The organism is Dyadobacter ginsengisoli DSM 21015 (assembly GCF_059568735.1).
Genome location: NZ_JCANTY010000003.1, coordinates 267,101 through 292,134, shown reverse-complemented (window position 1 = coordinate 292,134; position 25,034 = coordinate 267,101). Strand labels below are relative to the sequence as shown.

The following is a 25,034-nucleotide window of genomic DNA, read 5'->3' as shown; positions in this document are numbered from 1 at the left end:
TTATTTTCCGGCAATCATAATCTTGGCCCCACCCTTCCTGATGGATTCGTAGATGGCGTCGACCACAATCATGTCTTTCAGGCCTTCCTCCCCGGTTACGTTGGGGTCTGGTTTGTTGTTCAGGATAATGTCGGCGATACCATCCATTTGAAGGGTTTGATGCGTAACCACCGGCTGATTCATCGGTCCCAGGTGTGTGCGGCCTTTGATGGGGCCATAGCCAAACGCAGGGCTTAGTTCCGCGAACCCTTTTTCTCCGATGACATACAACCGTTCGTAATTGTTGAAAGCATAGGTGGTACCGCAACTCGCAACAATCCCGCTTGGAAAGCCCAATTGAAACATGACTGTCTCGTCTACTTCCTTGAATTTCACCGGGTCAGTCTTCGTTTCCTGCGCGGTAACCCAGATTGGCTCCTCACCGGTCGCATAGCGAGCTCCATTCAATGCATAAATTCCGACATCCATAATCGCCCCGCCTCCGGCCAGAGCTTTTTTGAGGCGCCATTGGTTAGGGTCTCCGGATTTGAAACCCATGTAATTGTTCACGTGCATGATCTTGCCCAGCTCACCGGCCTCCCGCATGCGTATGAGCTCCCGCGTGTGTGGTTCGAAATGCATCCGGTAGCCGATGAAGAATTTCACACCGGCCTTTTTGCATGCTGCTATCATCTCACGGGTTTGCTTTGCATTGTCGGCCACAGGCTTCTCGCAAAGCACGTGCTTGCCAGCAGCTGCTATTTGCAGGACGTGCTTGTGGTGCAGGGAGTTCGGGGTTGTGATGTACACAATGTCAATGTCAGGGTTATCCTTGATATTGCTGACAGTCTCGTAGTTATAGGTATTTTTTTCCGGAATGTTGTATTTCTGTTTCCATGTGTCGAGTTTCGAAGGAGTACCGGAAACGGCTCCAACGAGCGTTGCCATTTTGCAGTCCTTCATCGCTTCGGCAACGCGTGTCGCATAGCCTCCTAGTCCCATGAGCGCCACGCGCAATTGCTTATCCGCGTTAGGAGCGGCATAGCGTTCGCTGGCTGCGGCAGGCAGATCTGTGAGCGCCGTGGCGCCAATGCCTAGTGTCAGTTTCTGAAGAAAATCGCGACGGGTATCCATAGCTATAGGTTTTAATGAGAAATGCCTTGGAAATGACCTGAAAAGTGGTTTTTGTAACCGATCTCCTTGTTTAGCCGGCTCATTTATTAGTTAGCATCAGTTGGGATATTTTTGCATTCCTGTTTTCTGTCGCAATCTTTTTAATAGCCGGATTGACTTTCTGTTGTATCTCAATAGAAAGTGTGGTGATAAAAAGGCTTTCTAGCCTTATTTGAGCAGTTTATTTGGAAACCTCCTCCACCACATTCGGTTTTGCAAACGGTTAATGCTGTTTCTCTAAAAATAAAAAAGTGGTTTCCCGAACCTGGGAAACCGCTTTGGGTAGTCTGATGAAATTTGAACCTTATTTAACAGTCAGAACCCGTTCTACTTTTTGTTCCGACAATTCGAATGTTTTAGTCTGTATTTCATTACCGCTGATGATATCGAGGGTGTATTTGCCCGCTTCCATGGCTTCGAGGTTCAGCGTACGTCCGAACTTTTTGTTGTCTTTGGCGACGGTCTCGCGATAGACGATCGTTCCGTCTGCGCTTTTCAGCAGCAATGTCGTTTTGGCATTGTTGTTGGCCTTGTCGACAAGTACATTGATTTTACCTGTTTTGGTGGCGTAAACTCCGGTGCCAAAGCTGGAAGTCTTTTTGGCGTCTTTGTCTTCTGCGTAGGCAGTGAAAGAAGCGGCGGCGAGCGCAAATGCGCAGATGAAGGTTTTAACTGTTGTTTTCATGGCTATTTTATTTTTATGGCTATAAATTTTTTGTTCTTAAAAGGAACATGACAAAGGTAGACTGGGGCGCGGTACTATGTAATGCAAAGTACATGAATGGAATCTCCGGAGGTACAAGTGGTTGATTTCCAGAATAAGCAATTGAACGGTATCTCATGGCTGATCTTTAATTTAACCAAGAGATGGCGAGTAGCAGGGAAATGTTGCTTCGGGAAGTGTTAATAACTGTTAAAAAAAACGGCCCTCCATCGTTGGGGGCCGTCTTTAACTAAAACTAAAACCGAAACTATTCTTTTTCTACAAAGTCCATATCCTTTGTAAATGTCTCTTCGAGGAAGGAAAGCGCCAGTAGTGCGACTAAGGCGGTTGCTACCCCTATCACTAACCCGCTCTGGATCACCCCGAGGTCGGGCTTGAAACTCACAAATAATGCTGCCAGCGGAATGGTCGCCCCGCGAACGAAGTTTGGAACGGTGGTGGCCACGGTCGCCCGCAGATTGGTGCCGAAAAGTTCGGCGGCAATGGTGATGAACAATGTCCAGTATCCATTGCAGAATCCGAGCAATGTACAAAGGAGATAGAAGGAGAACAAATCCTGCATCGGAATCATGAGATAGCCGATGACCATGATCAGCGACAGGACAATAAATAACCTGATCACCTTTTTCCTGCTCTTCATATACTGGCTTAGTAACCCACTGATGATGTCACCGCCAACCTGCCCCGAAAATGCCAGCATAACGGCCTTTCCTGCATTAATGCCTTCGATTCCCTTCGCTGCCCCGAATTCGGGCGAAAAAGTGATCAGGATTCCGACGACGAACCAGATCGGAAGGCCGACCAGGATTGCCATCAGGTATTTCCCAAATCTGGCGCCATTGGTCAGGATCATCATGATATTTCCACGGTCCACCGCATGTTCTTTCACATGCTTGAACATTCCTGACTCAAAAACATTGAACCGTAATACCAGCAGCAAAAGCCCCATTCCACCTCCTACAAAATAAGATATTCTCCATGCGAACAAATCGGCCACGAAGTATGCCAGAATCGCACCTAACACACCAAGTGTCGCTACAAGAGTGGTGCCGTAGCCGCGAATTTCCTTAGGGAGGACCTCCGTAACGAGCGTAATACCTGCTCCGAGTTCCCCGGCCAATCCTACACCCGCAATAAAGCGAAGAACTGCGTATTGATCAAGTGAACTGACAAACCCGTTGCCGATATTCGCCAGCGAATACATGATAATCGACCCGAAAAGAACGGACAACCGGCCCTTTTTATCGGCAATTACTCCCCACAGAACACCACCAATGAGCATACCGGCCATCTGATAGTTCAACAGACTGATCCCCTCGGTCAACAACTGGTCTTCGGGTACGTTTAAAGCCTTGAGGCTCGGAACCCGCACAACACTGAACAAAAAGAGGTCGTACATATCGACCAGATAGCCCAATGCGGCCACTATTACCGGCACTTGGAGCAACTGCGAAAGCAGCGAAGGATTAGAGTTGTTTGTTGTTGACATGGTTTAGGGTTTTGGGCCGTCGGCTGTTAGCTTTCGGTTTCCGTGTTCAAATTGAATGTCGGTACTGCATTACTTTACACTATTGGCCGACAGCGGAAAGCCGGCGGCCAATAGTTACCTCAAAGTCTGTCAATCAGCATTCCACCATCTACGTTGATCACCTGACCGGTAGAGTAGGGGAAGTCACCCCGCGTGAGGGAAGCCACAGCCTTACCGACGTCATCGGGCGTACCCCAGCGCGGCTGCAATGCAATGCCGCTTTGGAACAGGTTATCATATTTTTCCTGAACCTTCGAAGTCATATCCGTCGAAATGATCCCCGGCCGGATTTCGTAAACCGGAATATTGTATTCGGCCATTCTCACAGCGAAGAGCTGGTTGGTCATCGCCAGTCCGGCCTTCGAGATACAGTATTCGCCGCGGTTAACGGAGGTCACTGTTGCAGAAATGGACGTTACAAAAATGATCGCCGCTTCGAATGCGTGATTATTCTGTTTGGCATGGGCCATGCGTTTGGCAATGGCTTGTGTAAGGAAAAACGGGCCTTCGAGGTTGGTAGTCATTACCTCCTGGTAATTCTCGACGGTCGTTTCGAGCACGTCCAGCCTTACGCGCGGCGCAATGCCCGCATTGTTTATCAGTACATTGATTTGCCCAAAGACCGCATAGGCCTTTTCGATGATCGCCTCGCGGTCAGCAGCATTGGCCACGCTGCCCTGGCAATATACGACTTCTGCGCCCAGGTTCCGGAGCTCATTCAGCGCATCGGCCGCATTGGCTTCGTCCCTTACCCCGTTGATGGCGAGGTTGAAGCCATCTTTTGCTAGTGCTTTGGCAATGCCAAACCCTATACCCCGGCTCCCCCCGGTGATGAGTGCTGTTTTTTTCATAATTCCTGCACATCAACCCATTGACGTTTCTCCCAGCTTTCAAGCCCTTTTTCTGCAAGCTGAACGCCGCGGGCTCCTGCTTTCAGATCCCACGGGAATGGTGTGTCCTTCACAATATGTTTGAGGAAAAGCTCCCATTGGGCTTTGAATGCGTTGTCGTAGATTTCCTGCTCAGGGACTTTCGCCCACCCGTCAAAGAATGGGATTGGCTGGGCGATATCAGGATTCCATACCGGTTTTGGCGTATTGCCGTAATGCTGGACGTAACAATCGCGAAGACCAGCGACGGCCGATCCGTGCGTACCATCTACCTGCAGCGTCAGCAGGTCGTCGCGGCGTACACGTACCGTCCAGGAAGAGTTGAAATGTGCGATCACATCACCTTCCAGTTCGAAGGTTGCGTAGCAGGCATCGTCGGCGGTACACTTGTAGGTGTTGCCATTTTCATCCACGCGCTCCGGAATATGTGTCGCGCCCAGGCATGACACTGCTTTTACTTTTCCAAACAGATTGTCGAGCACATAACGCCAGTGGCAAAGCATATCCACGATGATACCACCGTCGTCCTCTTTGCGGTAGTTCCACGATGGGCGCTGGGCCGGAATGCTGTGTCCTTCAAATACCCAGTAGCCGAACTCTCCTCTTACCGACAGGATTTTTCCGAAGAAGCCATTCTCCATCAGCCTTTTCAGTTTAACCAGGCCAGGAAGCCAAAGTTTATCCTGTACCACTCCGTTTTTCAAACCTGCCTTGGTAGCCAGTTCGTACAATTCCAGAGCTTCTTCGGTCGTCGTACCGGTAGGCTTTTCGCAGTAAATGTGTTTGCCGGCTTTGATGGCTTTTTTGACGGCAGCTGCACGGCGGCCAGTCACCTGTGCATCGAAATAGATCTGATAATGCGGGTCGGACATGACGGAATCCAGGTCCGTCGTGTATTTCTGAACGCCAGACTGCTTGCAAAGCGCCTGAAGTTTGCTCTCGTTGCGTCCTACGAGGATCGGATCAGGCATAATGACTTCATCCGATGAAATTTTCACACCACCCTGCTCGATAATAGCCTTGATAGACCGGAGCAAATGCTGATTCGTACCCATACGGCCCGTTACGCCGTTCATGATAATACCGATTGTATGCGTTGTCATGTTGTTTATTTTTAGTTGTTTCGTGCGAAGCTCTGGCACTGCGCACATTATTTACAAGCCCTCCGGCCGGTGTAGATTATTTTAAACTGTCTTTAAAAAAGCGTCCGTAATTTCTCCCAGGAATTGTTGCTGATCCTTGGCCCAATGGATGTTTGAGAAAATTTCAACCTCACAGAAACCGTCGAAACCGGTAGCCTCGACCCAACCGCGGATTTTTTTAAGATCAATGCACCCTTCGCCCATTAGCCCGCGATCGTTCAGCAGGTCGATCGTGTTTACCTTCCAGTCGCATACGTGATAGGCGAGCAGGTTTCCATTTGCCCCGCAGCGTGCGATTTCCTTTTCCAGGTCACCGTCCCACCACAGGTGATATACATCCACAGCCACGCCTACAAATGACGATTTGAAATGCTCAGCCATATCGTTGGCCTGGCCCATCGTATTGATCGCTGAGCGGTCGGCAGCATACATGGGGTGTAGTGGCTCGATAGCGAGCCTGACGCCCAGCTTTTCGGCCAGTGGCAGGATGGCAGCGATGCCTTCGCGGATTTGGTTGCGGGACGTTTCCAGCGACTGATCCGGTGAAGCCCCGCAAACGAGGACGATCATCGGCGCCCCCAAGGCTGCGGCCTCTTCCAGGAGCTTGCGGTTATGATCGATCGCTTGTGCCCTTCCTGCGCTGCTGGTGTGCGGAAAAAAGCCGCCCCTGACGTACGAAACAATTTCCAGGCCGGCACTACGGATGAGTTCTCCGGCCCGTAATGGACCTATGCCTTCCGTTGCATTCTGCCATACGCTGATGCCTTTCACACCGGCAGCCGCATAATTTTCAACCGCTTCCGCCAGCGCCCATGGCTTGGTCGTAATGGTATGAATGCAGCACCGGTCGAGTGTTATATTTTCCAATTCAGAGTATGGTTATTGTTCTTGGTAAATATTTGCTTTAATGCTTTACAATGTCTGATATCGCATTCTGTCACTGTATAATCACCCTGACCGAAGCGTAAGAAGCTTCTGCACAATGTCCTTCGACTTCCGCTCAGGGTGAAAATGAGGATAGCACCAGGGTGACAGTCGATGCAGACTTTTATGTGGGGAGAATTAGCGCTATTTAACCGCTCCCAAATAGGAATAATAAGGTAACCCTTTATTGATCCGGTGCAGGTAAAGTGCCACTTCCCGCGCATGGTAATCTCCCCACATGCTCGACTCGCCGCAAGGGATCTTCTGTCCGGCAGGTACATTGTCCCAGCCGTTCGGACGGTGGTAGATCGAATGCAGGATCAAGCCCTGGTGTGTCGGATCGGTAGAAAGGTAGGGTTCTGCGAACAGCGAATCTACAGCGGTAAGACCTGCCTGCCAATAGCGGTTCCCCGCCTCGGTTTGGCCCTGATCGTTCAGGTATTTACCCAAACGCAGCAAACCTTGCGCGCCGATAGCCGCAGCTGAGCTGTCGATCGGTTCAAATTCGTTGTAGGGATCCGAAATCCGGGAGGTGTAATCTCCAAGTTTATGAAGCTGGGGAGCGCCCGTGTCCCAGTAGGGAATGCCGTCGGCTGCTGTGTTGGCAATGTAAAAATCACAAGTTGCTTTGGCCGCTTTTAGGTAAATGCGTTCCACTTCGGCGCGGCCCCCGAACAGTACGAGCTCTTCATCAGAGAATGATCGCAATGTTTCCAGTTGCTCGGCAAAGCCAACCATTGCCCACGCGAGGCCGCGCGTCCAGGTCGTGAAGCCGGAGAAGCCCTGCTGCGAGTTGGGGCAGCGATAATTACCGTCATTGGTATTGAAAACACTTTCGTGCGCCGTTCTTCCCCATTCATCGTAGCTGTCGCGACCTTCGCCATAATAAACGGAGTAGTTGGCAGTGGCAATAGAGTGCAGTGTTCCACGTTCAAGCAGGCTGGTTTTCAGGTCATTCTCTCCCATGTAGCTGTGACCGAGCAGGTGTGACACCATCAGTGCCCTTACCGAACGGATCGTATCAACGAAAAGAGAATGCGGGCCATTGAATGAATGGATGAAGCCCTGACCGTTTTTGGCGGTCGTCCAGCGACGGGCCTGCACGGCACCGGATACTTTCAATGCGACTTCATAAAAGTTACGCTCCCATTCGTTTTCCGGTATAACCCCCTCATTCATCAGGCGGAGCAGGTTGCCATAGGTACTCACATTGTTGAACCCGTGGTCATGCACCCCGAAATGGCCGACGTGGGAGGCCATGAACTGCACTGTGTTCTGACGGCCACTTTCCAGGAAGGCACTATCACGGGTGGCATCAAATTGGAGTATTTCGGCGCCGTACTGAAACCCTTGTGTCCACTCAGTCCAGCCACGTAGGGTATATTTCCCGTTGACGGTAAAAACAGGGGTGCCTTTGGAGTTGTCGTACTCTTTGTTAATCAGTCTGATTTTTTCGCCGGAAAGCGCCCAGAACCGGTCAAGTTTGGGTTGGAGCGATACGGTGGTCAGGTCGTTTTTTATCTGCATAATTTATATCGATAGTATTATTTAGTCATTTAATTTTAGGATAATACAAAGATATTAGCAGCGAAAAACGATAGCAAGGTACAAATTTGCTATTAAATGGTACTTTTCCGAACATGTTCCCGGTACTCGTTCGGCGTGAGCCCGGTTTTCTTTTTGAAGATGCGGCTGAAATAGGACGGGTCGTCCATGTGGATGTGATAGGCGATTTCCTTACTGCTCAGATTGGTGAAAACGAGTAGTCGTTTCGCTTCCAGCAACAGTTTATCCAGGATGTATTCCTGGCACGAAATACCCAGGAATTTTCGGATGATCTTGCTCAGGTAATCGGGAGATACCGATAGTTGGCTGGCATATTGCTGTACCTCATGCATCTCCCTGAAGTTTTTCTCCACCAGTTCCTGGAAGCGCCCGGCCAGTTCCGGGACAGTATGCGAGCTTGACTCAACCACCGGCGTATTTTGGTGGGTCAGGAAAGCACATTTCTGTAAAAGTAATCCCAGGTACCTGCCGATCAGTGTCTGATCTGAGTCGGTATTCAAGTGATCGGCTACCATGTTTTCGAGGATATTGTGGAAATAGTGCTTTTCAGTATCCGAAAGCGTGAGGATGGGCTGCCTTCGCGCCGGTTGAAAAAAAGGTAGCTGCGAAAGGGGCGGGTTGCCGGGGTTATAAAACGTATAAAAATCCTCGGAAAATGCGACGATGTAACCTTGGAAGGATGATGAAAAGGTGAGCAAATGCACTTGCCCCGGTGTGAGGAAATGCAGCCCAGACCCCAGAATGCTGTAAGAATGAAAATCGATTTCGTGAAAGCCCTGGCCTTCTTCTATAAAAAGAATCTCATAATAGGTATGCCGGTGCGGAGTATCGGTTGGCAGCGGCGTGATGGGCAGCGACACTGGTCCGTCCGTGGAAGTATCGATGCTGTTTTTGAACCTGAAAATTCTTAAAGCAGGTACCTGGCTGGGGGTTTTGGGAAGGGAATGGACTGGGATAGCATCAGACGCGAAAACCATGCATTAAGACTTTTTCAAATTCATTAATCGTTTTAAAAGCCATAGAGCCAGCAAAACTACCAGCACCAGGGCAATGACCGGCAAAAAAACAGCCAGGCCTGACAGGCTGAACGAAGCGATATTCTCTGCGGTCGAAACCACAGGATTCCCGACCCCCGCTGTCGCCTTGGACGAAAGGAGCCGCAACACACCCGTACCGGCCTGCACGAGCCCGGCTGTTCCGCCTCCCAGTACCAATCCGAGGCCCCAATGCAGAAATGGGCTGTCGATTTCTATGAAAGAAGTTGTGAGTAAAGTACCGGCAATTACGGCCGCCGGTGTGGTGACGGTGTCGAGGAGGTTGTCGATAAATGGGATGTAATAACCCCCGATTTCAAGGACGGTGGCAGTGGCCAGACCAAAAAAAGCTGGCCACGTGCTCAGCCAGGCAAATTGCTCTCCGGGAGTGATCCAGCCATTCATGGCGGCAACATTAGCCACCAGCATGGGGAGGAATACCCTGAAACCACAGCTGGCGCTGAGACCAATCCCAAGACACAGACTCAGAAATAGCTCCATTTTTGATCGGATCAGGCTTGAAACCCTAATGTAGTGGATTTGAAAAGGATATGCGCAGGCAGGGAGTTTTTTTATACCCTCTGTGACATTTTTTAACTTTGCATTGTTGAATCAGAACAACCACTGTATTTTAAAAACTACCCGGTGAATCAGGAAACTAAAAGCGGCCAGATATTTGATCTTCCTACCCTAAGACGTCTCTACACATTCGTTAGGCCTTACCAGAAGCAGTTTTATCTGCTGATCACCATCATATTGGTCAATGCATTGCTGGGCCCGCTGACACCGCTGCTGATTAAGTACACCATCGATACGCCCATTGCCAACGGCAATTATTCGCAACTGACCTTTATGTTGGTCATTATGCTGATTGTGATCATTTTACAAGGGCTCGCGCAATTTTGGAATACGTACATGTCGGGTTGGCTGGGGCAGTATATTATACGGGATATCAGGGTGCAGCTTTATCAGAAGATCATCGGTTTGAGATTGAAGTTCTTTGATAATACACCCATTGGAAGGCTCGTGACGCGAACTATTTCAGACGTCGAGACGCTTTCCAATGTTTTTAGTGATGGCATGGCGGCTATCGCCGGGGATATTCTGCAACTGGTGCTGATCATCGCCGTGATGTTTTATACCGACTGGAAATTATCGCTGATCAGCTTGTCGATGATCCCGCTCATGCTTTTTTGTACCTATATTTTTAAGGAAAAGATCAAGGATTCTTTCAATGAGGTCAGGGCGGCTGTTTCCAATCTCAATTCATTTGTACAAGAGCACATTACCGGAATGGGTATCGTGCAGATTTTCAGCAGCGAGGATATCGAGTACAAGAAATTCACGGAGATTAACAAGGTTCACCGGAATGCAAACATTCGCTCGATCCTTTATTACTCCATATACTATCCGGTAGCCGATGTGATCGCAGCGGCAGGCACGGGTCTGGTGGTCTGGTATGGTTCCAAGCAGATTCTGGAAGCGGAAATTACATTTGGTACCGTCACTGCATTTGTAATGTTCATCAACCTGTTTTTCCGGCCGATTCGTCAGCTGGCCGACCGCTTCAATACCCTACAAATGGGTATTGTGAGTACCGACCGCATTCTGAAACTGCTCGACAGTGATGAATATACTTCCAATGAGGGCACATTTGCGCCGGAATCCATCAAAGGCAATGTGGAATTCAGAAACGTGTGGTTTGCCTACAATGATGAGGAATATGTGCTGAGAGATATCAATTTCAAGGTAAAGGAAGGGGAAACCATCGCATTTGTAGGGGCTACCGGAGCGGGTAAATCATCCATTATCAACCTGCTCACCCGTTTTTACGACATTAATAAAGGTAACATCTTTGTAGATGGAGTGGAGGTCCATGATTACGAGCTCAATGCATTACGGAGACACATCGGCGTCGTCCTGCAGGATGTGTTTCTTTTTTCAGACACGATAGAAAACAATATACGGCTTGGCGATGACAGCATTACCCATGAGAAAATCGTTGAAGCTGCAAAACTGGTGGGGGTACATGATTTTATTGAACGTCTGCCCGGAGGCTATGCCTACAATGTAATGGAGCGTGGGGCAACGCTTTCAGTCGGCCAGCGGCAGCTGATTTCCTTTGTACGGGCGATGGTGCATGAGCCGAAAATCATCGTGCTGGACGAGGCGACGTCGTCGGTTGACAGCGAAACCGAAGAGCTCATTCAGCATGCTATCGAGACGTTGATGCAGGGTCGTACGGCCATCGTAATTGCGCACCGGCTGTCGACTATTCAGGAGGCGGACAAGATTATCGTCGTGGACAAAGGGCGCATCGTTGAAGAAGGAAATCACGAGCAGCTGTTGGAAAAAGATGGAACCTATGCCAACCTGTACCGAATGCAATACAAGGAAGTGCATAAAATAGGCCTCAGCTGATAGCCAAACAGGCAAGCCTTTCGACTTGCCTGTTGCTTAGTTTCTTTTGCCGGTGTCCAGCGGAATGGGCGGAGGCCCGATCAGCAATTCATCTTCATCGTTTCGCTTCACAGGTGTGCTATCCCCTTCTATATCCAGCGAATCACTTTCACTCGGAGCCCACTGCGTCGGGCAATTGTAAGTTTTGGAGATTTTGAAACTCGGCTTGGGAAATGGGCCGGGTTCAATGGATTTATCCTTGTAGATTTTCTCAAGAAAACTTCCTACGATCGGTAATGCGGTTTTTGCACCTTCTCCCAGGTTGGTGGTGCGAAAGTGAATGCTACGATCGTCGCCGCCAACCCAGGCACCTACCACGAGATCCCGCGTCACGCACATGAACCAGCCGTCGGAGTTATTCGAAGTCGTTCCGGTTTTGCCGCCCAGTTCGTTGCCGTTAGCAGTTACATTGAACCTCCATCGGATGCTGCCGGATGTCCCTCCCGCTTCTTCCACACCACCGCGCAGCATTTGAAGCATCAGGAACGCTGACTCTTGGCTGATCGCCTGCCGGTGTTCGGGCTGGAATTCTTCGATCACCTTCCCGTTACTGTCCTCAATCTTGGTGACGAGAATAGGTTGGGTGTAGGTCCCGTTGTTGACAAAAACACCATAGGCCGCGACCATGTCGTAGAGTGATACATCAAATGGTCCGAGTCCGATCGAAGGCACTGCTTTCAGTGGCGTGGTGATACCCATTTTTTTCGCATAGCGAACCACATTGGCGGCGCCGACCTGGTCTGTCAGTTCGGCTGTTACCGAGTTGATGGATTGTGCCAATGCGCGTCTGAGCGTCATGTTCGCATAGGTGTAGGTACCGGTTGCATTTCTCGGTTTCCAGATTTTCTCTTCACCGTCTTCTTCGTAGGTTTTCTCAAACGGCTTGTCGACAATCTCGTCGCAGGGGGACATATTGAATGTAGAGTCGTCAATTGCGGTGGTGTATACGAATGGCTTAAACGTTGATCCGGGCTGTCGTTTTCCTTGCTTAACAGCATCGTACTTGAAGTAATTGTAATCCAGACCACCTACCCAGGCCTTGATCTGGCCGGTTTGCGGATTCATGGCCATCATACCCGCGCGCAGAATGCGCTTGTAGTAATCCAGGGAATCCATTGAACTCCAATATTTTTCCATCTCGCCGCTATTCTTCCAGTCATACACGGTCATCGTGTCTTTCTTGTTCAGGTAATAGCTGATGCTGTCCGGATTATTAGGGAATTTGGCTGCGAGGGACTTGTATTTGCTGGTGCGTTTCACGACGTTTTCGAGAAAGTCGGGAATTTCCTTGCCCTGCTCATCGACCCATGGATTCTGATTGCGCCAGTGGTCTTCGAAGACGCGCTGCAGCTGTTTCATTTTTTGCGTCATCGCCTCTTCCGCGTCTTCCTGCATGCGGGAATCGATGGTGGTATATATTTTCAAACCATCGGTATAGAGGTCATACCCATTCTCTTCGCCCCATTTTCTTACAAAATCGACCACCGCATTTTTGAAGTAGTTGGCATTGCCATCGTAAGGTGTTTCGAATTTTGTTTTGAGCTCAATAGGGAGCGCACTGATGGAATCCGCTTGTTTGCCTGTGAGATAGCCATACTTGCGCATCTGGTCAATTACTACATTGCGGCGTTCCATGGAGCGCTTCATGTTACGGATCGGGTTGTAGGTCGTGGTTGCTTTCTGGAGACCTACGAGCACAGCCGATTCCTGCACGTTCAGGCTGTCGGGAGACTTGCTGAAATAGGACTTGGCGGCGGTGTTGATCCCATAGGTGTTATTTCCATAGTCGACCGTATTGAAATACATGGTCAGGATTTCTTCTTTGGTAAAATTCCTTTCCAGCTTGATAGCCGTGAGCCATTCCTTTGTTTTATAAATTAACGTGCTGACACCCGGAACGTATCCGAGTAGCCCTCTTGCCCCTGATTTCCGGGTTTTGAAAAGCTTTTTAGCCAGCTGCTGTGTGATCGTACTACCACCTCCACGGTCGGATGCGCCGACGATGATGCCCCAGGCCACCCCGGCCATCGCTTTGTAGTCAATTCCCGAGTGCTTGTAAAAGCGAACGTCTTCGGTTGCAATCAGCGCTTTGACCAGGTTTGGCGAAATCTTTTTGTAACTCACCGGTGTCCTGTTCTCGGTGTAGAACTTGCCGATCATGATGCCGTCAGCAGTGTATATTTCGGATGACTGCGCAACTTTAGGGTTTTGAAGATCCTCGACACTCGGCATGCTTCCCATTAACCATAAAAAGTTGGTCTCAACACAAAAAATGTAAATGGCGAAGGTCACAAAACCATACAGGAAAGTCTTCCAGATCGTCATAACCGGCCGGTAATAGGCCGCATTGACGTCTATCTTTTCTTCCCACCAGCTGCGTAGCGACTTTTTGTTTGTGCGGTATGAATGGAACAAATCATCGGCTTTGGCTTTTCCGGTGAAAAAAGAAATTACTTTATAGGCAGTCCTGTTGATGAATGTGGCAAGCCAGGTCCGGACAGTCCGGAATAGCATTCTGATTTTGATAAAAAACGATCGGATAACTTCCATCAAACGTTTTGGTTCGTAATGTTTCAAATATAAGAAAAGCCGGATAGATATGACTAAATCCGGCTTTTATGAAATTTAATCTATTCGGCTTTGGTGAATTTCAGCGCCGCTCCGTTCATGCAGTAACGGAGTCCGGTAGGTTTTGGGCCGTCGTTGAAAACGTGCCCGAGGTGCCCGCCGCAGGTGCTGCACACTACTTCGGTACGGACCATACCATGGCTTCTATCCACAATCTCCTCCACATTAGTAGTATTAACGGGTTGAAAGAAGCTTGGCCAGCCGGATCCCGAATCGTACTTGGCGTCGGAACCGAACAACGGAGTTCCGCAAGCCGCGCAGGAGTAGGTACCCTCTTCCTTATTGTCATTATAAGGATGCGAAAACGGCCTTTCCGTGCCTTTTTCGAACAGAACGAAGCATTGTTGCCCGGTGAGCTCCTGCTGCCATTCTTCCTTCGTTTTTTGAATTTCTCTCATGTATTTGTTTTTTAGGAATGGCCAGAAAAATCATACCATATCCTTTGATAACGTTGAAGCGGAATTTATCGTTTAGAGAAAATGCGCCGCAGCCACGAATCCTGTGGGGGCCAGCATTGGTTAGGTGATTCGGGCGGCCGGCGGAACAGGCCTCCGGAAATGCCGAAATAGAGGTTGAAAGACTTGGGGTTACCGATATTCAGCAGCCCGGTGAGATGATCCGTTCCGATCCATAAAGGGCCGATCCGGCCCGCCAAGCCGATAGCCGGGGAGCGATAGCGGTTCATGAGCGACACCGGGACTGATATTTCATACCATTTGTGTTCATACCGCGGGGTTACGCTCAGATAAGATTCTGTCTTCATGCCAAATGCACCCTGAGAGATCAGATTTTGAACCCAAAGACCATTCACATACACATTGGGCTTGACATGGTAATCCAGGCTCGCTTGAAATGCCGTTGGCAATACGGATTTGAAATTTGGGGCGATAGGCTGACCGCCATCCAGTGAGGAATTGATCGCATTGAAAATACCCTCTGAGCCTTTCAACTTTTGGAATGTGTCGTAGCGGAATTCCTTATCAGTCGTGTGAGTTTCCTGTTGCAGAATGTAAGCCGGGTTTTTGAAATGAACCTTGCCAATGTCCGTCAGCGATACTGCGATACGGTACAGATATTTGTTTTTGGATGCATCTCGCTTTCTTTCGCCCCTTTCCCGGTAGGTTACTTTGGCAATGTCGGGTCGGTATTCGTAAACTGCGCCTAAATCAAAGCCCCAGCCGCTCCCCGGCGGGGCGCCTCCAAAGAGCCAGGCAGGCGAAGGCTTGATATTCTGGAAGCCTTCATCGCGGGTGAGCGCATACCGGACATTGATCTCGTTGACGTTGATGTATTGCCGCTTGTTCTCCCAGTTGGCGTCAGGTTGAATATCGTATGAAGAATTTTCGATGACGGCGTGTGCGTTGTAAAGGCCGATCAGCCTTTTGACGGTAAACCCAACCTTCAGATAGTCCGTCTCGTTGTCGAATACTGTACCGCCGAGGGTAATCGCTATCTCTCCCAGTCCGTTCAGGTGTAATTGCCCCGATTGATTTTCAAATACCGGGCCCTGCAGTTCCTTAAGTTGTGTTGTTTTGCTGATCAGTCGGGCGAGTGGTTCAGTTACCTGGGTCGTATTAAGAATGTAACGAGCTCTGCTGGAAACCCCTAACCCGACTCTGCCACGGAAGAGGTTGAACATGATCGAAGGCAGCCGCGTGTCGCCACCGGCATTGAGGTATTTGCTGTTGCCATTTAGTTTTTCACCCAGGTACGACCTCGGAAAAAGCAGCATTCCTTTCTCGTTATGATACTTTTCCGGAACGGTGTTCGTGATCAGGCTAAGGAAGGAGTATGGGGCTTCGTATTTAACGTGGTTGTTGGCAGTGTAGAACTGTGTGCCCACCAAATTTACATATACACTATAACGGCTGTCGGCCACGAATGCCGGGTTATGATATAGTGCATTCGTTCCGGCAAAATTGCTCATAGCCGTTCCTGGCAAATGCTGAGATAGGCCATTGGTGGTTAACCCGCAGACCAATCCTAATATGGATAACCAGCTTTTTTGCATAACGAACGTAAAACGGTGGGGGTGCCGTTATTTGGATCAGGGTGCAAATAAAACGTTAAGCGCACTGACTTGCAACGAATGTTTAGTGATTGGATAAATAATATTCGCTATCCGGCAACGGCACGATTTTATTACGAACGAAATGCAGTCGGGGTTGCTCGTGGTTATGGGGTGAGGGTGAGATGTTTAGGAAGAGTGCATCGGAATTTTGCATTCCAAACATGTGGTGAGGAGTTGGCTGTCGTTGTTAATTGTTTTGTTAATTCATACATTGACCATATATTGTTCTGTGAACTATCGGTATTGACTTATTCAAATTTTGAATTGTATGAATTTTTCATTTTCAAACTATCAGGTCGAAAACTTCTTTGATGAAATGTTTACCCAGGACGGCGAAATTCGTGCTGGCTATGAGCATTTGAAGAATAAATTTGAGAACCTGACGCACGAAGACCTGACCAACCGGCAGCTTGCTACTGAGCGGGCATTGCTTTCGATGGGTATCACTTTTAATGTGTATTCAGAAGGGGAGGGGACAGAGCGCATCATGCCGATCGACATCATTCCCAGGGTACTGTCTAACGCCGAATGGCAATGGCTCGAAACGGGGTTGAAACAGCGGATCAAGGCGCTGAACATGTTCATTGACGACGTGTACAATGAACAGAATATATTGAACGACGGCGTAGTGCCCCGTGAACTCATCGAATCGAGTAAATGCTTCCTGAAACCCTGTATAGGCCTGAAACCACCGAAAGGAATCTGGTGCCACATTACGGGCACCGACCTGATCAAGGGCGATGACGGCACATTCATGGTACTCGAAGATAATCTGCGTTGCCCGTCAGGGGTATCCTATATGCTGGAAAACAGGGAGCTTTCCAAGCAGATCTTTCCGGATGTTTTGGCACGCACAGGTGTAAGGCCTGTCTCGGATTACCCGACGCGCCTGCTGCAGATGTTACAACACCTGGCGGACCGTCCCAATCCGACGGTAGCAGTTTTGACGCCGGGGATTTATAATTCGGCTTATTTCGAGCATTCCTATCTGGCACAGCAAATGGGTGTCGAGTTGGTGGACGCACGTGACCTTGTGGTTTCGGATGGTTATGTCAAAATGCGTACGACAAACGGTTTACAGATTGTCGACGTGATCTATCGCCGTATCGATGACACATTTATGGATTCCGAAGCTTTCAACCCTGACTCGCTCATCGGAATACCGGGCATATTCGAAGTATACAAGAAGGGCCGTGTGGCTTTGGCGAACGCACCGGGGACCGGTGTGGCGGATGATAAGGTCGTTTACGCCTATGTGCCGCGGATCATCAAGTACTATTTGGGAGAGGAGGCCATTATTCCCAACGTGAAGACTTACATCTGTGGAGAAGAGGAGGATTTTAATTACGTTCTAGAGAATATTTCAGAACTGGTTGTGAAAGAGGCGAATGAGGCAGGCGGCTATGGCATGCTGATCGGCCCCAAGGCAACGGAGGAGGAGCACGAGATTTTCCGTCAAAAAATAAGAGCCAATCCAAGGAATTATATTGCCCAACCAACGATTTCATTATCAAGAGTACCTTGCATGGTGGATGGGCACGCAGAAGGCCGTCACGTCGATCTGCGGCCTTACATCCTGTATGGGGATGATATCAGTGTAATTCCAGGAGGGCTGACACGCGTAGCATTGCGTAAAGGCTCGTTGGTTGTTAACTCCTCACAGGGAGGAGGAGGCAAAGACACCTGGGTGTTGTATTAATTTATCATTAACAGTTACTGGCAGGCTGTTCGTGATAAGGGTTTATGATTTTTGATAAGCCAAATTCTGAACTGCCTGTTTAACTAAACATAGTCAGTAACTAAAATGATCAACCAATGCAACGCGATATAACCGGATGGTATAGTCCGGCGCTTAACAAACACATGGATATCGCTGTTTACGGACATTACGGATTTGCACTTCTCCTGATTCCGACAGCAGCATCAGATTATCTGGAGTATGAACGTGAGGGCTTAATTGAAAGCATTGCGCCATATATCCACGCCGGCAAAGTCAAAGTTTATTGTATCAATAGTATCAATGCGGAAAGTTGGCTTAATCCCCATATGCATGGATACGACAAGGCGGTGCGGCACCAGGCATTCAATGATTATGTGATCAAAGAAGTGATCCCTTTTATCAAGGAGACATCCAGTCCCGACAATGAGATTATCGCTGCGGGGGCATCTTTTGGTGCATTGCATGCTGCGAATCTGTTCTTCAAACATCCGGAGTATATCCATGGGGTTATTGCAATGAGCGGATGCTATGATCTGAGCGTTTATACCGATGGATATTACGACGACAATGTGTATTTCAATTCACCCGTCCACTATTTGCCTCAGCTAAAAGCTGAATGGCATTTATCTATGTATCGGGATAGCAGGCATGTTCATTTTGTTACCGGTTCCGGCGCCTATGAAATTCCGGATTATTCACGACATATATCAGCTATCCTGGCATCGAAAAACGTACCCCACGAGCTGGATATATGGGGGAGCGATATCCCGCATGAATGGTGGGCATGGAAGCGGATGTTGCCTTATTATCTCGAAACGAGGTTTTGACTAATTTTATAAAAGCAGAAAGCCCTGAAATGTTGTTGTTTTCAGGGCTTTTTGCTTTTAAAGTTAAATTCAGGCTCCCTCGAATTGTCTCAGGAAACGCACGTCGTTTTCGGTAAATAGCCGGAGGTCGTTGATTCCATAACGTAGCATCGTAATGCGCTCGATCCCCATTCCAAATGCAAAGCCGGTATACTCCTCGCTGTCGATACCACAATTGGTTAATACGTTGGGGTCGACCATGCCTGAACCAGCAATTTCCACCCAGCCTGTGTGCTTGCATACATTGCAGCCTTTTCCTTTACAGATAAAGCATGACACGTCGATTTCCGCGCTGGGTTCCGTGAAAGGAAAGTAGGAAGGGCGCAGACGTATTGTGGAATCTTTTCCAAACATTTCTTTTGCAAAATGGTAAAGGGTATCCTTTAGGTCTTTGAAGCTGACATTTTTATCAACATACAAACCTTCGACCTGATGGAAAACACAATGTGCACGGGCCGAAATAGCTTCATTACGGAAAACGCGGCCTGGCATGATAGAACGTATCGGCGGCTTTTGGCGCTCCATGAGGCGCACCTGTACGTTGGACGTATGTGTACGCAAGAGTATGTCGTCTTTTACCTCTCCGGTACTTTTAGAGATAAAGAAGGTGTCCTGCATTTCGCGGGCAGGGTGGTTGTCTGCAAAGTTCAATGCGCTGAAATTGTACCAATCCTTTTCGATTTCAGGGCCGTAAGACACATTGAAGCCCATCCTTTCAAAAATCTCGATGATCCTGCGCCTAACAATCGTGAGGGGGTGAAGGCTTCCTTGCAAATTAGGTATAACCGGCAATGTGAGGTCGATCAACATTTCGGGATTGGCATCCGTGGTGTTTTCCAGTGTGGTGGAAAAATCCTGGAAACGGCTCTGAGCAAGATTTTTGAGCGTGTTTAATTCTTGTCCCACCGCCCGTCGATCTTCCTGCGGAATGTTTTTGAGGTTGTCAAAAAGCTCGGTAACGGCTCCTTTCTTACTGATATATTTCAACCTGAAGGCTTCCAGCTGGTCTTTGCTGGTAACTGTGGCCTGTTCGATTTCGGAAGTTAGTTCCTTTACCCGGTCGGTAATCATAAAGCTTGCTATTGTTGGTGACTGGTTGCCCGGAAGCCTTGTCAAACGGGTTCCGAAACGGTTGCAAAGATAGCGAAAGTTAGGACGCAGGAACAGGTGAAGAGCTTCTGAAACGTTTACAGACCGGGGTTTATCGAAAAAATCCAGCTTTTGACACTACGTAAAACTACGCATTTTACCAAGTTTCGTTACGCCTTTTTTACTGACTGGTAATCTTTAATATGTTGATTATTAGATGTTTATCCGCTTGTGCGTACTTTTACGCATTTTCAGAACTTTACGTTATGTGCTAATTTTGGAACAAGAAATCACAACAATATTAGCGTAGTTACCATGAAAAATTTTACAAGCTTTGCTCGCCCCAACCTGTCGGAGAAATCATACAATGACAGCCGTTCGTATATCTCAGTTCAGTCTATGGGAAGAACGATCTTTTTGACTCCCGATGTAATCACCTTCCTGGAAGGTGAAGGAAACTACACTTTTATTTATACAAACACCGGAAAAAAATACCTGGTATCCAAGACATTGAAATCACTGGCCGAGCAATTGAACGCCAATTTCCTGCGTGTACACAAATCTTACCTGGTCAATGCAGACTACGTAGTAGCACGTTTGGAAGATGATCGTATGCTGAGATTGTCCTGCGGCAAAGAAGTAGTCGTTTCGCGCAGAAAGATCAAAGAAGTTTCAGGTTTGCTGGATCACAGCAACCTGCGCATCAGCGCTTAAAATATTTGGTGAATTAAATTAGTGGGTTATTCATAAAAACAGCAGCCATCGCTACGATCGAAGGCTGCTCGTTTTGTTTATAGGCCATGTTCAATGAGTGAATGAACTTTTTCTCATGGAGCACTTTCCCTTAACTCCTTTAGAACAACTTCAACCCTAGAGTAACCTGCCAGGAACTGATCTTCTGTTTTAGCGAACCGCCGCCCTCAGCCTGCTGTCCGCTGACTTGAAACGACGCCAGGTTTGTAAATGAACCTTCCTTACGTACATCGAGGCTGAAATTTCCCAGGTCAAGACCGGCGCCAAGTTGGTAACCGAATGTCGCTTCGGACATCGCATTGCTTAGGTCGGAAGTGTAATATCTGAAGGCATCGCGTAAACGCTGATTGTCCCCAATGCGGAACGAGGCGACGGGACCTGCCAGAATGCGGATGGGCCCGCCTTTCAAACCGATCAGCAAGGGTACATCGATATTGCTATACTTGATATTGACCGTTTTTTCAACCGGTTGCTGCTGGCCATTCTCAATAATTTTAAAAGAACCTCCTTTTGTGGACACCAGCACTTCGGGCTGGATGAATAACGTGCGACCAAAACGCATCCAGACTCCGCCTACTGCACCGGTCCTGGTATTGAAGCTTTCTTTGAGATTATCCCGCACCTCCTTGCCGTCATAGCCAAGGTATGGATTTCCCTGATCATCGTAACGTGTCGTAAAAACATCTCCCATGGTAAGGCGGGACAAATTCACACCACCTTTGATACCGAACGCAAATCCTTTTTTCTGAGCTTCTGCACCGGAAAGGGCAAAAAAGCATAGCAGAAACGTACAGGCTACTTTTGTCAGGATGTTCATGGATAATATAATTTTTTAAGTAAAACCGGATAATAACGTCAAATTGCAAAAAACTATACCCAGCGTATATTTTTTTTGATTTATGGCTGAAACATGCAAATATTGGATTAATATCGTCTGAATTACGTTAGTCACCAGGAAGATATAAATTAGATTTTTCTATTATGGCCAAAGCCAGGACCGCATATTTTTGTCAGGAATGTGGGTATAATTCGCCAAAATGGGTGGGCAGATGTCCTTCTTGCGGTGAGTGGAATACTTTCGTTCAGGAAGTTATCGAAAAGGAGGATAAGAAAACAGCAGTTTCTTGGAAATCGGTAAATCTCGCAAGCCGTCCCAGGGCTATTGCGGAGATTGTCTACGAAAATGAACCGCGCATCCGCACTGCCGACGAGGAACTGAACCGCGTGCTGGGAGGAGGGATCGTTCCCGGTTCCCTGGTTTTGATCGGAGGAGAGCCCGGGATAGGAAAGTCTACGCTGATGCTGCAAATCGCATTGACACTTGCCAGCAAAAAGGTACTATATGTTTCCGGCGAAGAATCCGAGCAACAGATCAAAATGAGGGCTGAAAGGATGGCGGCGAAAAGTGAAAACTGTTTCATTCTGACCGATACGCAGACCCAGAATATTTTCAGGCAGATAGAGGACTTTCAACCGGAAATCCTGGTAGTAGATTCTATCCAGACTATGCAGTCAACCTACATTGAGTCGGGTGCGGGCAGCGTGTCGCAGGTACGTGAATGCACAGCAGAATTTATGAAGTATGCCAAGGAGATGGGTGTGCCGGTATTCCTGATTGGGCATATTACCAAAGACGGTTCGCTTGCGGGGCCGAAAGTACTCGAACATATGGTGGATACCGTTTTGCAGTTTGAAGGCGACCGCCATAATACCTACCGGATATTGCGGACGATGAAAAACCGTTTCGGGAGTACCTCGGAACTGGGCATTTATGAAATGCAGGGTACCGGCTTGCGTCAGGTGAGTAATCCGTCGGAAATACTGATCTCACAACGGGATGAGCCTGTTAGCGGTATTGCCATTGGGTCGATGATGGAAGGAAACCGTCCGCTGCTGGTAGAAATCCAGTCGCTGGTGAGCGTGGCTACTTATGGTACGCCGCAGCGCAGTAGCACGGGGTTTGATGCAAAGCGTTTGCAGATGTTACTGGCTGTTCTTGAAAAGCGAGGTGGTTTCCGGTTAGGCGTGCAGGATGTGTTCCTGAATGTGGCCGGTGGTCTGAAAGTAGAAGACCCGGCGATTGATCTGGCGGTAGTGGCGTCGTTGGTCTCGTCCTATGAGGACAAATTTATAGCGCCATCGGTATGCTTTGCCGCAGAAGTTGGACTTGGGGGAGAAGTACGGGCCGTTAACCGTATCGAAAGCCGCGTGTCGGAATCTGAAAAGCTCGGATTTAAAAAGATTTACATTTCGAAATACAACAGCAAAGGACTGGACCTGAAAAAGTCGAAGATCGAGATCATCCCTGTGGCGCACCTGGACGAGCTTTTTATGTCACTTTTTCTGAATGATGTCCATGGTGCGCATTAGTACCTAGCATAGAATGTCTGCAATTTGCTGGTAAGCCGTTCGTAAATCGGTTTACTGAATTCGATAAAAAGCTGTTGAGGGTCCGGGGGGAGCAACTCCTGGCTTTTACACTGCCGGAGCTGGGAGGCGCTCAATGCCCGGTCGTCACCATTGAAATGCGCCCATTCACAGGTCCAGTTGTATTCCCCGTTGAATTTCTCCTGGTTGACGATCTGTTTGGTTCTGAAATCTCTGATCTGCATATCGAGCAGACCCGCCGAACGTACTGTTTTGCGGTTAAGCGTCAGTTTTGCCGTAACCTTTGCATAGACCGGGACCTTCGATCGGCCGACAAATTTCTCGCCCACTTTCACAGTGTCTTTGCTTGTGAAAGTCTCAGTATTTTTTTCAAGCAGCGTTTGTCCCACCACGAAATCGTCGAATTGCAGCGTAATAATGTGGTCAGGGCGCAGTTTGATCTCCGCTGCTTCATCCGGCATATAAAACCGGACGAATTTGTTAAGTCGTTTATTGGTTTGCAGATACTCATTGATACGGTCCTGAAAATACGCATTGCTGAGCTGATAGGTTTTCGAAGTGACCAGCACCTGCTCCACCACTACTTTGAAAGAAGCCAGTTCGTAAGCCAGATCCAGCTTTTTTTGGATATCGGTGAAGTCGGGTACTAATGCATGAACTTTCTCAAAGTACTCATAAGCTTTCCGTGCATTTTCCCGGTCACCAACGGATAGGAGCTTTTGTCCTTCCTTGTAGCGGACGCTTGCAGCATTGTGCCGTGCTATTTTTTCCTCATTTTCAAAGTTCTGAGCCGTCACTATTTTAGAGCAGTTGCAATCTGAAATAGCTTTGTAAAGTCTGTTTAGACGAATATAAGATTCGAGTTGCGGTTCCCATTTGAGAATATCTTCGGCCGACTGCTGTTTTTTGATCTCGTCGAAGTGTTGCTCCAGAGCGAGCGGGTAGGCTTGCTTTAAGGTTTCGATCGACGAAGTGTGGGCTGGGTTTCCTTTGAGCTTTTCCGCGGCGCGGAGAACCGAATCATCAAAGTCGCCTTTCTTGAGGGATTTTTCGGCAGACTTACATCCCGTAATCAGCAGGATTGCCGATAAAATACATATTATAGCGTTGAGGCGCTTTTTCATAAAAATGTGATATGCAGCGTGATAGAGGTTCTGCTATCAAATCTCCGAAAAAATCACTTCATTTTGGAGTGTTTAACTAAATAGGCGAGAAGTACGGGGTCGAAACCTTTTGCAATATCCGCTTCAATGAAATCGATCTTATACTGTCCGCATTTCAGTTTGAGCTTCTGGTAAAAATCACCTACAAACTGCTGGTAGGATTCGCGAACCTGGTCGGGTTGTACTTTGATTTTATCACCGGTTTCGAGGTCGATAAACTCATAGGGCCGGTTTTCGAATGCGAAATTTTCCTCAGTTTTGCGGTCGGTGACGTGGAAAAGCAGCACTTCGTGCAGGTTATGCCTCAAATGCTGTAATGCGGAGAATATCTTGTCGGCATTTTCCAAATTATCAAACATGTCGCTGAAAATGACTACCAGCGAACGCTTATGGATCTTTTCGGCGATCTGGTGCAGGACTTCTGCCACGGAGGTTCTCAATAGCGGACGTTTGGTCTGCAGCTGATGTTCGAGCTCAAGCATGATCTTGTGTACATGCGACGGGGTCGATTTGACAGGCGTTTGTACTTCGATCTGCTCGGAGAACGTACACAAGCTGACCGCATCTTTCTGACGTTGCAACAGGTAAGTAAGACTTGCGGCAGCCATTACACTGAATGTCATTTTGCCATAATTCTCTTCCGGGTAATACATAGAAGAGGAAGTATCGAGCAGAATGTGACAGCGGAGGTTGGTTTCTTCCTCATACCGCTTGACGTACAGGCGATCCGTTTTGGCAAAAACTTTCCAATCGATATTACGGGTGGATTCTCCGGTATTATAAAGCTGATGTTCGGCAAATTCAACCGAAAAACCATGAAAAGGGGATTTGTGAAGACCGGTGATGAAACCTTCGACCAACTGTTTTGCAAGAAATTCCAGGTTTCCGAATTCTCTGACTTTCGCCAGATCCAGTTGGCGGACACTCATAGTAGCA

General features: G+C 48.3%; 21 protein-coding genes. 5 read left to right on the top strand and 16 right to left on the bottom strand.

What is annotated here, in order from left to right:
* From BP71_RS12000 to BP71_RS11960, 9 genes are all read right to left on the bottom strand, one after another.
* Positions 1–1,113 (bottom strand): Gfo/Idh/MocA family protein, encoded by a 1,113-nt coding sequence (locus tag BP71_RS12000; RefSeq protein ID WP_496379444.1) that lies wholly within the window; start codon positions 1,111–1,113, stop codon positions 1–3.
* A 343-nt stretch (positions 1,114–1,456) separates the two neighbouring features.
* A complete protein-coding gene (locus BP71_RS11995; RefSeq protein ID WP_496379442.1) occupies positions 1,457–1,837 on the bottom strand; it encodes a DUF3244 domain-containing protein in 381 nt (126 codons plus the stop codon).
* Between the two features lie 286 nt (positions 1,838–2,123).
* Positions 2,124–3,365, bottom strand: a complete 1,242-nt coding sequence (locus BP71_RS11990) for an MFS transporter (RefSeq protein ID WP_496379440.1) — start codon at positions 3,363–3,365, stop codon at positions 2,124–2,126.
* A gap of 119 nt (positions 3,366–3,484) precedes the next feature.
* The gene (locus tag BP71_RS11985; protein ID WP_496379438.1) at positions 3,485–4,255 is read right to left on the bottom strand and encodes a 3-ketoacyl-ACP reductase; all 771 of its coding nucleotides are present in this window, start codon (positions 4,253–4,255) and stop codon (positions 3,485–3,487) included.
* The gene (locus tag BP71_RS11980; protein WP_496379436.1) at positions 4,252–5,397 is read right to left on the bottom strand and encodes a Gfo/Idh/MocA family protein; all 1,146 of its coding nucleotides are present in this window, start codon (positions 5,395–5,397) and stop codon (positions 4,252–4,254) included. Before BP71_RS11980 ends, BP71_RS11985 begins: the two co-directional genes overlap by 4 nt.
* Before the next feature lie 81 nt (positions 5,398–5,478).
* Positions 5,479–6,303, bottom strand: coding sequence for a sugar phosphate isomerase/epimerase family protein (locus BP71_RS11975; RefSeq protein ID WP_496379434.1), 825 nt, complete (start codon positions 6,301–6,303; stop codon positions 5,479–5,481).
* Between the two features lie 201 nt (positions 6,304–6,504).
* Entirely contained in the window at positions 6,505–7,887 is a 1,383-nt protein-coding gene (locus BP71_RS11970) for a glycosyl hydrolase (protein WP_496379432.1), read from the bottom strand.
* Positions 7,888–7,979: 92 nt separating this feature from the next.
* Entirely contained in the window at positions 7,980–8,903 is a 924-nt protein-coding gene (locus BP71_RS11965) for a helix-turn-helix transcriptional regulator (RefSeq protein ID WP_496379430.1), read from the bottom strand.
* 3 nt (positions 8,904–8,906) lie between these two features.
* Positions 8,907–9,461 carry a DUF4126 domain-containing protein gene (locus BP71_RS11960; protein ID WP_496379428.1) on the bottom strand — a complete coding sequence of 185 codons (555 nt, stop codon included), beginning with the start codon at positions 9,459–9,461 and terminating at the stop codon, positions 8,907–8,909.
* Positions 9,462–9,605: 144 nt separating this feature from the next.
* Here BP71_RS11960 and BP71_RS11955 point away from each other — a divergent pair, with 144 nt between their 5' ends.
* Positions 9,606–11,381, top strand: coding sequence for an ABC transporter ATP-binding protein (locus BP71_RS11955; RefSeq protein WP_496379426.1), 1,776 nt, complete (start codon positions 9,606–9,608; stop codon positions 11,379–11,381).
* A 36-nt stretch (positions 11,382–11,417) separates the two neighbouring features.
* On the opposite strand, the gene BP71_RS11950 is transcribed toward BP71_RS11955, so the two are convergent.
* The 3 genes from BP71_RS11950 to BP71_RS11940 all read right to left on the bottom strand — a co-directional run bounded on the left by BP71_RS11950 (position 11,418) and on the right by BP71_RS11940 (position 16,059).
* Positions 11,418–13,970: a penicillin-binding protein 1A gene (locus BP71_RS11950; protein WP_496379424.1), complete on the bottom strand. Its 2,553-nt coding sequence runs from the start codon at positions 13,968–13,970 to the stop codon at positions 11,418–11,420.
* Positions 13,971–14,050: 80 nt separating this feature from the next.
* Positions 14,051–14,446 carry a peptide-methionine (R)-S-oxide reductase MsrB gene (gene msrB, locus BP71_RS11945; protein WP_496379422.1) on the bottom strand — a complete coding sequence of 132 codons (396 nt, stop codon included), beginning with the start codon at positions 14,444–14,446 and terminating at the stop codon, positions 14,051–14,053.
* Positions 14,447–14,511: 65 nt separating this feature from the next.
* The gene (locus tag BP71_RS11940; RefSeq protein WP_496379420.1) at positions 14,512–16,059 is read right to left on the bottom strand and encodes a DUF5723 family protein; all 1,548 of its coding nucleotides are present in this window, start codon (positions 16,057–16,059) and stop codon (positions 14,512–14,514) included.
* A gap of 328 nt (positions 16,060–16,387) precedes the next feature.
* Here BP71_RS11940 and BP71_RS11935 point away from each other — a divergent pair, with 328 nt between their 5' ends.
* Both BP71_RS11935 and BP71_RS11930 read left to right on the top strand, forming a co-directional pair.
* Positions 16,388–17,818 carry a circularly permuted type 2 ATP-grasp protein gene (locus BP71_RS11935; RefSeq protein WP_496379418.1) on the top strand — a complete coding sequence of 477 codons (1,431 nt, stop codon included), beginning with the start codon at positions 16,388–16,390 and terminating at the stop codon, positions 17,816–17,818.
* 116 nt (positions 17,819–17,934) lie between these two features.
* Positions 17,935–18,666 (top strand): esterase family protein, encoded by a 732-nt coding sequence (locus tag BP71_RS11930; RefSeq protein WP_496379416.1) that lies wholly within the window; start codon positions 17,935–17,937, stop codon positions 18,664–18,666.
* Positions 18,667–18,735: 69 nt separating this feature from the next.
* On the opposite strand, the gene pheS is transcribed toward BP71_RS11930, so the two are convergent.
* Positions 18,736–19,776 (bottom strand): phenylalanine--tRNA ligase subunit alpha, encoded by a 1,041-nt coding sequence (gene pheS, locus BP71_RS11925; protein WP_496379414.1) that lies wholly within the window; start codon positions 19,774–19,776, stop codon positions 18,736–18,738.
* Between the two features lie 333 nt (positions 19,777–20,109).
* Between pheS and BP71_RS11920 the strand changes: the two genes are divergently transcribed.
* Positions 20,110–20,508: a LytR/AlgR family response regulator transcription factor gene (locus BP71_RS11920; RefSeq protein WP_496379412.1), complete on the top strand. Its 399-nt coding sequence runs from the start codon at positions 20,110–20,112 to the stop codon at positions 20,506–20,508.
* 139 nt (positions 20,509–20,647) lie between these two features.
* Here the strand turns inward: BP71_RS11920 and BP71_RS11915 are convergent, their stop codons facing one another.
* A complete protein-coding gene (locus tag BP71_RS11915) occupies positions 20,648–21,364 on the bottom strand; it encodes a porin family protein (protein ID WP_496379410.1) in 717 nt (238 codons plus the stop codon).
* A gap of 164 nt (positions 21,365–21,528) precedes the next feature.
* Between BP71_RS11915 and radA the strand changes: the two genes are divergently transcribed.
* Positions 21,529–22,917: a DNA repair protein RadA gene (gene radA / locus BP71_RS11910; protein WP_496379408.1), complete on the top strand. Its 1,389-nt coding sequence runs from the start codon at positions 21,529–21,531 to the stop codon at positions 22,915–22,917.
* Here radA and BP71_RS11905 read toward each other — a convergent pair.
* Both BP71_RS11905 and BP71_RS11900 read right to left on the bottom strand, forming a co-directional pair.
* Positions 22,914–24,059: a hypothetical protein gene (locus BP71_RS11905; protein WP_496379406.1), complete on the bottom strand. Its 1,146-nt coding sequence runs from the start codon at positions 24,057–24,059 to the stop codon at positions 22,914–22,916. The genes radA and BP71_RS11905 overlap by 4 nt on opposite strands.
* A gap of 53 nt (positions 24,060–24,112) precedes the next feature.
* A complete protein-coding gene (locus BP71_RS11900; RefSeq protein ID WP_496379404.1) occupies positions 24,113–25,027 on the bottom strand; it encodes a DUF58 domain-containing protein in 915 nt (304 codons plus the stop codon).
* Positions 25,028–25,034: the final 7 nt, after the last annotated feature.

What these genes read in the sequence shown, in the direction of transcription:
- BP71_RS11990 (WP_496379440.1), bottom strand. Translation starts at nt 3,365, where the DNA reads ATGTCAACAACAAACAACTCTAATCCTTCGCTGCTTTCGCAGTTGCTC.
- BP71_RS11920 (WP_496379412.1), top strand. Translation starts at nt 20,110, where the DNA reads ATGAAAAATTTTACAAGCTTTGCTCGCCCCAACCTGTCGGAGAAATCA.
- BP71_RS11965 (WP_496379430.1), bottom strand. Translation starts at nt 8,903, where the DNA reads ATGGTTTTCGCGTCTGATGCTATCCCAGTCCATTCCCTTCCCAAAACC.
- BP71_RS11935 (WP_496379418.1), top strand. Translation starts at nt 16,388, where the DNA reads ATGAATTTTTCATTTTCAAACTATCAGGTCGAAAACTTCTTTGATGAA.
- msrB (WP_496379422.1), bottom strand. Translation starts at nt 14,446, where the DNA reads ATGAGAGAAATTCAAAAAACGAAGGAAGAATGGCAGCAGGAGCTCACC.
- BP71_RS11950 (WP_496379424.1), bottom strand. Translation starts at nt 13,970, where the DNA reads ATGGAAGTTATCCGATCGTTTTTTATCAAAATCAGAATGCTATTCCGG.
- BP71_RS11970 (WP_496379432.1), bottom strand. Translation starts at nt 7,887, where the DNA reads ATGCAGATAAAAAACGACCTGACCACCGTATCGCTCCAACCCAAACTT.
- radA (WP_496379408.1), top strand. Translation starts at nt 21,529, where the DNA reads ATGGCCAAAGCCAGGACCGCATATTTTTGTCAGGAATGTGGGTATAAT.
- pheS (WP_496379414.1), bottom strand. Translation starts at nt 19,776, where the DNA reads ATGATTACCGACCGGGTAAAGGAACTAACTTCCGAAATCGAACAGGCC.
- BP71_RS11960 (WP_496379428.1), bottom strand. Translation starts at nt 9,461, where the DNA reads ATGGAGCTATTTCTGAGTCTGTGTCTTGGGATTGGTCTCAGCGCCAGC.
- BP71_RS11915 (WP_496379410.1), bottom strand. Translation starts at nt 21,364, where the DNA reads ATGAACATCCTGACAAAAGTAGCCTGTACGTTTCTGCTATGCTTTTTT.
- BP71_RS11905 (WP_496379406.1), bottom strand. Translation starts at nt 24,059, where the DNA reads ATGAAAAAGCGCCTCAACGCTATAATATGTATTTTATCGGCAATCCTG.
- BP71_RS11980 (WP_496379436.1), bottom strand. Translation starts at nt 5,397, where the DNA reads ATGACAACGCATACAATCGGTATTATCATGAACGGCGTAACGGGCCGT.
- BP71_RS11940 (WP_496379420.1), bottom strand. Translation starts at nt 16,059, where the DNA reads ATGCAAAAAAGCTGGTTATCCATATTAGGATTGGTCTGCGGGTTAACC.
- BP71_RS11930 (WP_496379416.1), top strand. Translation starts at nt 17,935, where the DNA reads ATGCAACGCGATATAACCGGATGGTATAGTCCGGCGCTTAACAAACAC.
- BP71_RS12000 (WP_496379444.1), bottom strand. Translation starts at nt 1,113, where the DNA reads ATGGATACCCGTCGCGATTTTCTTCAGAAACTGACACTAGGCATTGGC.
- BP71_RS11995 (WP_496379442.1), bottom strand. Translation starts at nt 1,837, where the DNA reads ATGAAAACAACAGTTAAAACCTTCATCTGCGCATTTGCGCTCGCCGCC.
- BP71_RS11985 (WP_496379438.1), bottom strand. Translation starts at nt 4,255, where the DNA reads ATGAAAAAAACAGCACTCATCACCGGGGGGAGCCGGGGTATAGGGTTT.
- BP71_RS11900 (WP_496379404.1), bottom strand. Translation starts at nt 25,027, where the DNA reads ATGAGTGTCCGCCAACTGGATCTGGCGAAAGTCAGAGAATTCGGAAAC.